Annotated in this window: 10 protein-coding genes; 4 read left to right on the plus strand and 6 right to left on the minus strand. The window is 71.9% G+C overall.

From position 1 onward, the window contains the following. Positions 1-17: 17 nt before the first annotated feature. From N4G66_RS27410 to rsmH, 3 genes are all read right to left on the minus strand, one after another. Positions 18-1,970, minus strand: coding sequence for a peptidoglycan D,D-transpeptidase FtsI family protein (locus N4G66_RS27410; protein WP_315903697.1), 1,953 nt, complete (start codon positions 1,968-1,970; stop codon positions 18-20). A 5-nt stretch (positions 1,971-1,975) separates the two neighbouring features. Continuing rightward, a complete protein-coding gene (locus N4G66_RS27415; protein ID WP_261706891.1) occupies positions 1,976-2,524 on the minus strand; it encodes a hypothetical protein in 549 nt (182 codons plus the stop codon). 215 nt (positions 2,525-2,739) lie between these two features. After that, positions 2,740-3,747: a 16S rRNA (cytosine(1402)-N(4))-methyltransferase RsmH gene (gene rsmH, locus N4G66_RS27420; protein WP_261706892.1), complete on the minus strand. Its 1,008-nt coding sequence runs from the start codon at positions 3,745-3,747 to the stop codon at positions 2,740-2,742. Positions 3,748-4,173: 426 nt separating this feature from the next. Between rsmH and N4G66_RS27425 the strand changes: the two genes are divergently transcribed. The 4 genes from N4G66_RS27425 (at position 4,174) to N4G66_RS27440 (ending at position 9,770) form a co-directional block, all read left to right on the plus strand. Further along, entirely contained in the window at positions 4,174-4,722 is a 549-nt protein-coding gene (locus N4G66_RS27425; protein ID WP_261706893.1) for a beta-class carbonic anhydrase, read from the plus strand. A gap of 262 nt (positions 4,723-4,984) precedes the next feature. Continuing rightward, positions 4,985-6,019, plus strand: a complete 1,035-nt coding sequence (locus N4G66_RS27430) for an AAA family ATPase (RefSeq protein WP_261706894.1) — start codon at positions 4,985-4,987, stop codon at positions 6,017-6,019. Further along, positions 6,019-7,383 (plus strand): DUF58 domain-containing protein, encoded by a 1,365-nt coding sequence (locus N4G66_RS27435; protein ID WP_261706895.1) that lies wholly within the window; start codon positions 6,019-6,021, stop codon positions 7,381-7,383. Before N4G66_RS27430 ends, N4G66_RS27435 begins: the two co-directional genes overlap by 1 nt. Continuing rightward, positions 7,380-9,770 carry a transglutaminase family protein gene (locus N4G66_RS27440; protein WP_261706896.1) on the plus strand — a complete coding sequence of 797 codons (2,391 nt, stop codon included), beginning with the start codon at positions 7,380-7,382 and terminating at the stop codon, positions 9,768-9,770. Before N4G66_RS27435 ends, N4G66_RS27440 begins: the two co-directional genes overlap by 4 nt. A gap of 493 nt (positions 9,771-10,263) precedes the next feature. Here the strand turns inward: N4G66_RS27440 and N4G66_RS27445 are convergent, their stop codons facing one another. From N4G66_RS27445 to N4G66_RS27455, 3 genes are all read right to left on the minus strand, one after another. Further along, positions 10,264-10,662 (minus strand): DUF3040 domain-containing protein, encoded by a 399-nt coding sequence (locus N4G66_RS27445; protein WP_261706897.1) that lies wholly within the window; start codon positions 10,660-10,662, stop codon positions 10,264-10,266. A gap of 274 nt (positions 10,663-10,936) precedes the next feature. Further along, entirely contained in the window at positions 10,937-11,707 is a 771-nt protein-coding gene (locus N4G66_RS27450; RefSeq protein WP_261706898.1) for a methyltransferase, read from the minus strand. A 253-nt stretch (positions 11,708-11,960) separates the two neighbouring features. Continuing rightward, positions 11,961-12,515, minus strand: coding sequence for an SAV_6107 family HEPN domain-containing protein (locus N4G66_RS27455; RefSeq protein WP_261706899.1), 555 nt, complete (start codon positions 12,513-12,515; stop codon positions 11,961-11,963). Between the last annotated feature and the right edge of the window lie 19 nt (positions 12,516-12,534).

Consider the following 12,534-nt stretch of genomic DNA (forward strand, 5'->3'; position numbering starts at 1 on the left):
TGCGTGCGTCGGAGCGGTCACGGCGTGAACGAGACGGGCAGCCGGGCCGCGTGGGCGCCGGTCGGCGGGACCTGAAGGGTCTTCAGGGCGAACTCCATCACCTGCTTGAAGACGGGTCCACAGATCTGGCCGCCGTAGTAAAGGCCCTTCGTCGCGTTCTGGATCGCGCAGTAGACGGTGATACGCGGCTTGTCCGCGGGGGCGAATCCGGCGAACGAGGAGGTGTAGCCGTGGTACTTGCCGGTGGCCGGATCCACGCGGTTGGCCGTACCCGTCTTGCCCGCGACCCGGTAGCCGGGGATGCGCGCCTTGATGCCGGTGCCCTGTTCGTCGTCCACCACGGACTCCAGCATCTGGGCGAGCGTCTTCGCCGTCTTCGCGCTCACGACCCGTGTCTTCTTGGGCGCGGCGGCCGGTGTGAAGCGGCCGTCGGGCCCCTTCGTACCGCGCACCAGGGTCGGCTCGATACGGACGCCGCCGTTGGCGATCGTCGAGTAGACGGAGGCCGCCTGCATCGCGTTGATCGACACGCCCTGGCCGAAAGGAATCGTGTACTGCTGCGAGGTCGACCACTTGTCGGCGGGCGCGAGGATGCCCGCCGTCTCGCCGGGGAAGCCGAGCCCGGTGTGGCTGCCGATGCCGAACTTGCGCAGATACGAGTAGAGGACCTGGTTGGCCTGTTTCTGGGTCTTTCCGAGCTGCCCGGTCGCCAGGATGGTGCCGATGTTGCTGGACTTGGCGAGCACGCCGTTGAGCGTGAGGTTCCAGGTCTTGTGGTCGATGTCGTCCTGGAAGAGCCGGTCGCCGCGGTGCAGCCGGTTGGGCACGACGACATGGGTCCCGGGGGTCGCCGCGTTCTCCTGGAGGACGGCGGCCATCGACATCAGTTTGGCGGTGGATCCGGGCTCGTACGCGTCCTGGAGGGCCGCGTTGCCCATGGCCGCCGCGTTGGCCTGGGTGAGGTCGTTGGGGTCGAAGCCGGGCGAGTTGGCCATGGCGAGGACCTGGCCGGTCCTGGTGTCCTGCACTATCACGTAGCCGCGGTCCGCCCTGGACTTCTTCACCTGCTCGGTGATGGCGTCCTGCGCGGCCCACTGGATGTCCCGGTCGATGGTCAGCTCGACGTCGGAGCCGGCCACGGCGGGTGTCTCGGTGGAGCCCACGGTCGGCACCTGGCGGCCCCCGGACTGGGCGTAGCGGATCTTGCCGTCCTTGCCGGTGAGCTGTTTGTTCAGCTGCTGCTCGATGCCGCCGCCGCCCTTGCCGTCGGCGTTGACCCAGCCCAGTATCCCGGCGGCGAGATCGCCGTTCGGGTACACGCGTTTGCTGGCCGGCACCGCGAGGACGCCGGCGAGGACGTTGACCGTGTTCCTGTCGGTCTCCGCCTTGGTCCCGAGCGTGCTCTTCAGGTCCTTGATCTGCTGCCAGACCTGGGGGGTGCGGCGGTGTGCGAGGAGCGTGTAGCGGGTGTTCTTCGTCCGCAGCTTCCTGGCGACGGTGTCCACGTCCTGGCCGATGATCGGGCCGAGGAGCGCGGCGGCCTGCTCGGGGGCGTCCCCCACCTTGGTGGCCGCGCGCGTGAACATCGTCGGGTCCGCGGTGATGTCGTACGCGTCCACGCTCGTCGCCAGCTCGACGCCGTCGCGGTCGGTGATCCCGCCGCGCTCGGCGGCCAGCGTGCGCCCGACGTACCGGTTCTGCTCGGCCTTCGCGGCATAGGTGCTCGCGTCCACGGCCTGCACCTGGAGCAGCCGTACGACGAACGCGATCATCACCAGCGTCAGCGCGAGGCTGACCATGCGCAGGCGGGGGCGGGGGCTGCCGAGCCGGATGACGCGCGGGCCTTCGGAGCGGTTCGCGGCCGGGCGGCGCACGGGGCGGGCGCCCGGGCCGGGGCGGCTCCGGCCGCCGGGGCGTACGGGCCTGGCGGGGCCGGGTACTCGGCGGCGCGGCGGTTCCCTGTCGGACACTTCCGTCACCTGCCGGGGGTTGTGGAGGGCTGTGTGGACGGGGCGGGGGCCCGGGTGGTGAGCGCGCCCGGGGACGGCTGCCGCTGGGCGGTGGACGGTGCCGCACTCCGCACCGGGCTCGGAGTGCGGGCCGGGACCGGGGCGAGGACCTCGGGCGGGGGGATCATCGGGGCCTGTGCGGCGGACTGCCGGCCGGCGGCTCCGGGGACGCCCTTGACCGTGCCGTCGGGGTCGAGGAAGGCCGGATCGCCACCGGGGACCATCCCGAGTTCGCGGGCACGGCGCTGGAGGGCGTCGGGGGCGGAGTAGGCGTCCACGTCCCGCTGTAGGCCCTGTTCCTCGTCGGTCAGGCTCTTGGTCTCCTTCTGGAGGTCGTCGAGCCGGAACGCCCCTTCGCTGAGCGCCGAGTTCAGCACGAGGAGCCCGATGAGACCGCCGCCGAGGAGAAGGACGACCAGGAGGACGAAGGGGGTTCGGGCGGCCTGCCCAGCCCCGGCCGGGAGGAGCCGCGCGAGCCGGGCGGCCCGCCCCCTGAGTTCGGGTCTGCCGCTCACGCGCCCTCCCTGTGGGTCTGGTGTGCCGTCGTCACGGCCGCTCCATGGGTTCGGTTCCCGTACTCACGAAGCCGTCGCGGGTTCGGTTCCCGTACTCACGAAGCCGTCGCGGGTCAGGATTCCCGACCCCCGCCGTCCGGCGGGTCCGGAAAACGGGCCCACGGCCTTTCGCGAGTTCGGGTTTCCGACTCACGGCCCCTCCTTCTCCCCGCGCCTCACTCGGCGGCTTCCTCGCGGATGCGCTGTGCCCCCCGCAGCCGGGCAGGAGCCGCTCGCCGGTTCTCGGCGACCTCTTCCTCGGTGGGAAGTTCGGCACCGCGGGTGAGGAGCTTGAGCCGGGGCTGGTAGCGCTCGGGGACGACCGGCAGTCCGGGCGGCGCCGTGTTGGCGGCGCCTGCCGCAAACACCTGCTTGACCAGCCGGTCCTCCAGCGAGTGGTACGACAGCACGGCGATGCGGCCGTCGACGGCGAGCGCCTTCACGGCCGCGGGAATCGCCCTCTCCAGGACACTCAGTTCGCCGTTGACCTCGATGCGCAGCGCCTGGAAGGTGCGCTTGGCGGGATTGCCCCCGGTGCGCTTGGCCGCCTGGGGCAGCGCGTCACGGATCAGCTCGACGAGCCGCGCGCTGTTGGTGAAGGGGTCCTTCTCGCGCTCGCGCACCACCGCGGAGACGATCCGCTTGGCCTGCTTCTCCTCGCCGTACGCCCGCAGGATCCGCACCAGTTCGCCCGGCGGATAGGTGTTGAGCACCTCGGCCGCGCTCATCCCGGTCGTCTGGTCCATGCGCATGTCGAGCGGCGCGTCCTGCGCGTACGCGAACCCCCGGTCCGCCTCGTCGAGCTGCATGGAGGAGACACCGAGGTCGAACAGGACACCCTGGACGCGCGGGATGTCGAGGCGGTCGAGCACGTCGGGGAGTTCGTCGTAGACGGCGTGCACCAGGGAGGCGCGGTCACCGTAGGGGGCGAGCCGCTCTCCGGAGAGGCGCAGCGCCTCCTTGTCACGGTCCAGGGCCACGAGCCGCACTTCGGGGAACCGGGTGAGCAGTGCCTCGCTGTGACCGCCGAGCCCGAGCGTGCAGTCGACGACCACTGCTCCCGGCTCGGCGAGGGCCGGGGCCAGCATGTCCAGGCACCGCTTGAGCATGACCGGGACGTGTCGGCTCTGTCCCTCCGGTCGCCCGCTGTCGCCCTCGTCGGTAAGCGCTTCGCGCCCTTGCATTCCGGGCCCTCTCAGGTCCGGCGCGGCCATACGCACTGCCGGGTCCCCACCCGCTCGGGAAGGGGAGGTCTGCTGGCGCCGGATGACTGGCGTCAGCCGACCGGGAGCGGGAGGAGGCCGAGCCGTACGTACGCGCCGCGCACGCGGGGAGACTCCGGAAAGTCGCCGGGTCTCCAGGGGAAAACAGTCCAGCGGGGAGAGCCTCGCCTCCCGCTTCGCGTCACTTTAGTCCACGGTGTCTCGCGGTCAACCAACCGGCATGCGCGTCGCGGACAGCGCCCGGATCGAAGCCGTGGATCCGGAAGAATCACCCGAACGGGCAAGCCGTCACCCCCCGTGTGGATTACCTCACAACAAGCCGCGATGACATTCTTTGTCCACTCTCCCAGCAGGACCGCCCCATACGTGACCAGTACCGTCATGGGTATGACGACTTCCGCATCTGTTCCCACCGAACCCGAAGGCGCCATAGCGGTGGAGCGCACGGTCACCGACCGTCTCGTCGACGCGAACGAGAAATACGCCGCCGCCTTCACCGACCCGGGGATGGACGCCCGACCCGTGCTGCATGTCGCGGTGGTGGCGTGCATGGACGCCCGGCTCGACCTGCACGCCGCGCTCGGCCTGGAACTGGGTGACTGCCACACCATCCGCAACGCGGGCGGCGTGGTCACCGACGACGTGATCCGCTCCCTCACCATCAGCCAGCGGGCGCTCGGCACCCGCAGCGTGGTCCTCATCCACCACACCGGCTGCGGCCTGGAGTCCCTCACCGAGGACTTCCGGCACGACCTGGAGATGGAGGTCGGCCAGCGCCCCGCGTGGGCGGTCGAGGCCTTCCGGGACGTCGAACAGGACGTACGGCAGTCGATGCAGCGCGTGCGCACCTCCCCGTTCCTGGTGCACACGGACGATGTGCGCGGCTTCGTCTTCGACGTCACGACCGGCCTGCTGCGGGAGATCGACCCCTCCTGACCGGCCCCGTCCCACCCCCCGGTCGCCGGCCCTCCGCAGCTCGTGGGACCCTCTCTTCACAAAAAACCCCGGCCGTCCGGTGCTCAAAGGGCCGTAAGAACTGACATATCGCGGCCACTTATCCACAGGCGAGTGACACGAACCGGTAACGGCAACAAGAATGCGGTTGTGGCGTCACGCAGAACCTTCGCGCGTGGTGTCCGTGTTTCGGGGTGGGCCGGTCCGCACAGGGCGTCGGCCCGAACGGGCCGAGGAGGGCCGGGTGACGACCTATGACGATCGAGCGAGCCTTACAGATCTGACCGCCACTGCGGAGCGTGTCCGCAGTTCGGTGGAAGGAGTGATCGAAGGCAAGCCTGAGGTCGTACGGCTTTCGCTGACCGTGCTGCTCGCCGAGGGCCATCTTCTGATCGAGGATGTCCCGGGCGTCGGCAAGACCATGCTCGCCAAGGCGCTGGCACGGTCCATCGACTGTTCGGTGCGGCGCATTCAGTTCACGCCCGACCTGCTGCCCTCGGACATCACGGGTGTGTCCATCTGGGACCAGCAGCGCCGGGACTTCGAGTTCAAGCCGGGCGCGATCTTCGCGCAGATCGTGATCGGCGACGAGATCAACCGCGCCTCGCCCAAGACGCAGTCCGCGCTCCTGGAGTCGATGGAGGAGCGGCAGGTCACCATCGACGGGCAGACCTACGAACTGCCCAGCCCGTTCATGGTGGTGGCCACCCAGAACCCGGTCGAGATGGAGGGCACCTACCCGCTGCCGGAGGCCCAGCGCGACCGCTTCATGGCCCGTGTCTCCATCGGCTACCCCAGTGCGGAAGCCGAACTGCAGATGCTGGACATCCACGGCGGGGTGAACCCGCTGGACGACCTCCAGCCGGTCGCCCACGCGCACGACATAGTGAAACTGATCGACGCGGTCCGCACGGTCCATGTCGCCGACCCGGTGCGCCGTTACGCGGTGGAACTGGTGGCGGCCACCCGTACCCACCCCGACCTCAGACTCGGTGCCTCGCCGCGTGCCACGCTGCATCTGCTGCGCGCGGCGAAGGCGTCCGCCGCTCTCAGCGGCCGGGATTTCGCGCTGCCGGACGATGTGCAGGCGCTCGCCGTCGCGGTCCTGGCCCACCGCCTGCTGCCCACGGCCCAGGCGCAGTTGAACCGCCGCACGGCCGAGCAGGTCGTCCAGGAGATCCTCCAGCGCACCCCGGTGCCCGCCGCTCCCCACCAGTCCGGCCTGTCGATGGGCCGGGGCGCGCCCACGTACGGTCAGCAGCCGCCCCGGAGGCTGTGATGACGCAGGCGAGCACGGGGCAGACCGCCGAGGGGGACAAAGGCGGGATGCGCACCGCGCTCGCCGGGCTCACCACCCGCGGCCGCTCGTTCCTGGCCGCCGGAGTGGCCGCCGCGATCTGCGCGTACGTCCTGGGGCAGAGCGATCTGCTCCGGGTCGGCCTGCTCCTCGCGGTCCTGCCGCTGGTCTGCGCGACCGTGCTGTACCGCACCCGCTACCGGGTCGCGGGCAGCCGCAGGCTCTCCCCCGGGCGCGTGCCCGCGGGCTCCGAGGCACGCGTCCATCTGCGCATGGACAACATCTCGCGGCTGCCCACCGGCCTGCTGATGCTCCAGGACAAGGTGCCGTACGTCCTCGGTCCGCGCCCCCGCTTCGTGCTGGACCGGGTGGAGGCGGGCGGCCGCCGCGAGGTGTCCTACCGGGTGCGCTCGGACCTGCGCGGCCGCTACCCGCTGGGGCCGCTCCAGCTGCGGCTGACCGACCCGTTCGGCATGTGCGAGCTGACCCGCTCCTTCTCGACGTACGACACCCTGACGGTCATCCCGCGCGTGGAGGCGCTGCCGCCGGTGCGGCTGGCAGGCGAGGCGAAGGGGTACGGCGACGGGCGGCACCGCTCGCTGGCCCTGGCCGGCGAGGACGACATCATTCCGCGCGGGTACCGCTACGGCGACGACCTGCGCCGCGTGCACTGGCGGCTGACCGCCCGTTACGGCGAGCTGATGGTCCGCCGCGAGGAACAACCCCAGCGCTCCCGCTGCACCGTGCTGCTCGACACCCGGGGCATCGCCTTCCACGGCGCGGGTCCCGACTCGGCCTTCGAATGGGCCGTCTCGGGCACGGCGTCGACACTGGTGCACATGCTGGAGCGGGGCTTCTCCGTCCGTCTCCTGACGGACACCGGCACCTCGGTGCCCGGCGAGGGCACCGACGGGTTCGCGGGCGCCAGCCAGGAGTCGGCGGACGCCGCCGGGATGATGATGGACACGCTCGCCGTCGTCGACCACTCGGACGGGACGGGCCTGTCCCGGGCGTACGACGTGCTGCGCGGTGGCAACGAAGGACTGCTGATCGCCTTCCTCGGCGATCTCGACGAGGAGCAGGCGGCGGTGCTCGGCAAGATGCGCCAGCGCAGCGGCGGGGCCGTCGCGTTCCTGCTGGACAGTGAGTCCTGGGTGCGGGAACCGACCGAGGTGCCCGGCCCGTTGGACACGAGCGTGGACCGGCTGCGCATGCTGCGCGAGGCGGGCTGGACCGCCGTGATGGTGCCTCGGGGGGCGTCGCTCGCCGACCTGTGGCGCGAGGCGGACCGCCAGCGCGCCCACGTGGCGTCGACAGGAACTACCGCGGGGGGTGGTGGCGTATGAGCGGGCGAGCCCGACTGGCGCTGTGTGCGGCGGCGGCCACGCTGATGACGTCCTGCGCGCTGCTGCCGCTGGTGAGCCCGGCGACCTGGATCTTCCAGGCGTGGTTCCTGCTGGCCGTGCAGACCGGCGTGGGCGCGCTGACCCGGCGGGTTCCGCTGGCCCGGCCGCTGACCGTGGCTGCCCAGGCGCTGGTGACGCTGATGCTGCTGACGCTGGTCTTCGCCCGGCATCAGGCCGTCGCAGGGATCGTCCCCGGGACCGACGCCTTCCAGCACTTCTCTGAGCTGCTCCGGGCGGGCACCGACGACGTCGGCAGATACTCGATTCCGGCCCCGTTGTCGGACGGGATCCGGCTGATGGTGGTCGGCGGCGTCCTGGTGATCGGGCTCGTGGTGGACGCGCTCTCGGTGACCTACCGCAGCGCCGCGCCCGCAGGGCTTCCGCTGCTCGCCCTGTACTCGGTCGCCGCCGGCCTCTCAGTCGGCGGCGCGGCGTGGCTGTGGTTCCTGCTCGCGGCCGCCGGCTATCTGATGCTGCTGCTGGCCGAGGGCCGGGACCGGCTCTCGCAGTGGGGCCGTGTTTTCGGCGGCTCCGGCGGAGCGGCCCGCGCACCCGGCCCGGAGCTCGCGGGCGGCGCCGTCGCGCCCGTCCGCACCGGGCGGCGGATCGGCGCGGTCGCGCTGGGCATCGCCCTGTTCGTGCCGTTCGTCCTGCCGTCGCTCGACGGCGGCGGTCTGCTGGGCGGCGCGGCACGGGGTGTCGACAACACCACCGGGGGCGTCGGGGTGGACCTGATGGTCTCGCTCCGCGACAGTCTGAACGTGGACGAGGACCGCACGGTCCTGACGTACCGCACCAACACCGCGCAGACGCAGGACCTGTATCTGCGGATCGTCTCGCTGGACGACTTCGACGGCACGGCGTGGAAGCCGACCCAGCGCCACATCGTGAACGTGCCGAAGACGTTCCCGGCGCCGATCGGTCTCTCCGGCCAGGTCAAGCGGGCCTCGATCCAGACCCGTATCGCGGCGGCCGACTGGTACACGCAGGGCTGGCTGCCGATGCCGTATCCGGCCAGCAAGGTGGACATCAGCGGCAGCTGGCGCTACGAACCCGTGGGGCGCACCCTCGTGGGGGACCACGGCCAGAGCACGCGCGGTGTGCAGTACCAGGTGACGAGCCTGATGGTGCAGCCGACGGCGCGGCAGCTGGCGAACGCCCCGGAGCCCTCGTCGGCGATGAGGCGCGAGTACACCAAGGTTCCGGGGTCGTTGCCCGCGGTGGTGGCGGCCACGGCCCGCAAGGTCACCGCGGGTTCGGCCAACCACTACGAGCAGGCGGTCAAGCTCCAGGACTACTTCGCGGTCAGCGGCAACTTCCGGTACAACACCCAGGTGCAGGCCGGCAGCGGCTCCACCGCGATCGCGAACTTCCTGAAGGACAAGGAGGGCTTCTGCGTCCACTTCTCCTTCGCGATGGCCTCCATGGCGCGGACGCTCGGGATTCCGGCCCGCGTGGCGGTGGGCTTCACACCCGGGACTCCGCAGGCGGACGGTTCGATGTCGGTGGGGCTGCGGGACGCGCACGCCTGGCCCGAGCTGTACTTCGAGGGTGTGGGCTGGACCCGTTTCGAGCCGACCCCGAGCCGGGGCACGGTGCCGTCGTACACGCAGACGAACACACCGGGCAACGACGTGTCCGCCGCGCCGAAGCCGACGTCGTCGACGTCCGCGGGACCCTCCACCGCGCCGTCGGCCAGTGAGAACTGCTCGCCTCAGCTGCGGAAGCTGGCTGCCTGCCCTGGCCAGTCCTCGGCGGCGGCGGTCGGTGCCCAGGACGACGACTGGCCCTGGTTCAACATCCTCGGGCTGACGCTGGCCGGGCTGCTGATCCTGGGACTGCCGCTGCTGCCCATGCTGTGGCGGATGCGGGTACGGGCCGTCCGGCTCGGCGGCCACGGCCGCACCGAGGCGGACGTGGCGGCGTACACGCTGGGGGCCTGGCTGGAGGTCACCGATTCGGCGTGGGACTACGGAATCGCGCCGAAGGAGTCGCAGACGCCGAGGAAGGCCGCCGAGCGGGTCGTCGGGCTCGGGCACTTGGATCCGGAGGCCGCGGCCGCGATGCACCGGCTGGCCGCGGCCGTGGAGCAGGTTCTCTACGCTCCGCGTCCCCGGCCGGTGGCGGGCCTCGCGAACGACGCGCGCCGTGTCGAGGAGGCCTTCCGGATCTCCGCGAGCCGTCCCGCTCGTCTGCGTGCTCTCCTCGCCCCCCGTTCGGCCGTCCGGGTGATCTGGGCGTTCTCGACCGCCCGGACATCCCTGAGAAGCCGCCTGTCGGCCCGCCTGCAATCCCTGCTCCGCCGTCCGTCGAGCCAGAACGGCTGACGGACACCGGGGCCCTCGGCCCTCGCCATGCCTGAGCGGCTTGCGGCCTGAGCGGCTTGCGGCCCGCGGCCTGGCGAGGGCCGGTCCCGTGAGGGCCTGCCCGACGTCGAGCGGTCACGGCGGTCCGGTGCCCGTGACCGCCCTGGAGGGCGGGCCCCCGAGCGATGGCCGTCCCTGGCCGGGCGAAGCCGAAGCCTTGGGGACGGGCGGGAACAGCCACCCCCCGTGCCGGGCGCCGTCGCGACATGAGCGCACGGGCCGCCGGGCCGGGTCCCCTGGGCAGGCCCCCGGGTGCCGGGCGGGCCCCCGGGTGCCGGGCGAGACGCCGGGTGCCCCGGCAGGCGCGCACCGAGCGGCACCGCACACCGGCCCGCAGCCGGAGCGCGGCGGCTGTCCGACCGAACGCCGACCGCACATACGCGTGAGGGGGCGTCCACCCGGATCCGGGTGGACGCCCCCTCACGCGTATGTCTGCGGCTGCGACGCCGGAGGCTCAGTTACCGCCTTGTTCGTCGCGGCGACGCTGCCAGCGCTGTTCGATTCGATCCATCACGGAACGGCGTTGTCGGCCCTGGTGGCGAGCGGCGGGCGAACCCGACGCGGCCGGCTGTTCACCCGGCTTGGGAGCTTTGCGCCAACCGGTGACGGCGAGCACCGCGCAGCCCAGCATGACGAGGAAGCCCACCACGCTCAGCCAGATCTGAACTGCGACCATTCCAGCCATGAGGAGCGCGATACCCACCAGGAAGCCCGCGACCGCCTGGTAAACCCGTCGCCGGGTGTACGTACGCAGCCCGCTTCCCTCAAGCGCTGTCGCGAACTTGGGATCTTCGGCGTACAGCGCTCGCTCCATCTGCTCGAGCATTCGCTGCTCGTGCTCCGAGAGCGGCACGGAGTCCTCCTCATCGTGCAGTCGCCGGGGCGACCGGGGGTCCCCTTCAGGATAGGCAGGGAATCGCCCCCGTGAAACCCGCCCCTCTACGCCAATTCGCCAACCGGAACCCGTCATGGCACCCCGAAGCGCTGAGGCGTGCATTCCCCAGCGAACGGTCCGTCATGCCGGACGGTCTCCCCCGATCATACGGCGCCGAGCACTCGATCGGGTGGTCTGTGGCGTACTCCATCTGCTGCCAAGCCCCTGATCAGCGGCGCACCACGGGAGCAGCTCAGTCCCCGGCAGCCCCTCGGGCCTCACCGAGCACGTGCAGTTGTGTGGCCACGGAGTGGAACGCGGCGAGTTCGGCCGCCGCCGCCTCCAGCTTCAGCAAGGCCTCCAGGGCACCCGGCTCGGTGTCCACCAGGACGCCCGGCACCAGGTCCGCGAAGACCCGTACGCCATGCACGGCACCGACCCGCAGCCCGGCGCCCTCGACCAGGGAGGTGAGCTGCTCGGCGGTGAAACGGTGCGGAACAGGATCACCCTCGCCCCAGCGTCCGTCCGGGTCGTCGAGGGCGTGCCGGGCCTCCTTGAAGTGCCCGGCGAGGGCGCGGGCCAGCACGGCTCCGCCCAGGCCCGCGGCGAGGAGGCTGAGCACGCCCTCGGGCCGCAGCGCGTCCACCACGTTGCGGACGCCCTCGGCCGGGTCGTCGACGTACTCCAGGACGCCATGGCACAGCACGACGTCGTAGCGGCCGCGCTCGACCACGTCGAACAGCCCGTGCGCGTCACCCTGGACACCCTGCACGCGGTCGGCGACGCCGGCCTCGGCGGCGCGGCGCTCCAGCGCGAACAGCGCGTTCGGGCTGGGGTCGACGACGGTGACACGGTGACCGAGGCGGGCCACAGGCACGGCGAAGTTGCCGCTGCCGCCGCCCGTGTCCAGTACGTCGAGCGACTCGCGCCCGGCGGTCTTGACCCGGCGGTCCAGGGCATCCTTGAGGACTTCCCAGACGACGGCGGTACGGAGAGAAGCGCGGGGGCGCATCGGGTCCGACACGGCAGTGACTCCTCGGCGCGGCACCGCCACTTGAACGGCGGAGCGATCTTCTGGCCTCCCGGCGGGGAGGCAGCAGGGGCCTCCACCCTATTGCCTCCGCCGCCGTGACCGATCCCCCGTCTCACGTGCGCCGGATCGCGCGATGAGCGGGTGCCGTACGGCACGGCGAGCGGGTGCCCGACGGACGCCGAGCGGTGCCCTGCGGACGCCGAAAAGCTGCCGGCCCTGTGCTCCGCCCGAGGCCTCCTCGCGGTCAACCCGCGTCCGGAACCCCCCTGTCCACCCGGTCCGGGTCCCCGTCCTGCCGCGGCTGGGGCAGCACGGGCTGCAGCACCAGCATCCGCTCGACGAGGCGCAGGAACATGGCGACGTCGCGTATCAGGTCGTCGGCGTCGCGGGTGGTGGCCGCTCCCTGGATGCCCGCCTCCGCGCGGGCACGGCGGGTGGCCCCGGAGGAGAACAGCGCGCTCCACTCGGTCAGTTCGGGCGCGATCTCCGGGAGCACTTCCCAGGCGCTGCGGATACGGGCCCTGCGCCGGGACGCGGGCTCCGGGCGGGCTCGCGCGGCGAGGACGGCGGCGGCGGTGCGCAGCGCGGCCAAATGGGCCGTGGCGTACCGCTCGTTGGACGTTTCCAGAGCCGTCGCCTCGTCGAGTCCGGCGCGGGCCTGGGAGAGCAGGTCGAGGGCGGCGGGCGGGGCCGTGGCCCGGCGGAGCACGGGGTGGACGTCGCCCGCCGGTCCGTTCAGTGAGGGGGCAGGGCCGGTGGCGCGGCGCCGACGGGCGGCGGCTGCGGATGAGTTGGCCATGACGAACCTCCTGTCGTCG

Source organism: Streptomyces rhizosphaerihabitans (assembly GCF_025399795.1).
In the GTDB taxonomy this organism is placed as follows: Bacteria; Actinomycetota; Actinomycetes; order Streptomycetales; family Streptomycetaceae; genus Streptomyces; species Streptomyces rhizosphaerihabitans.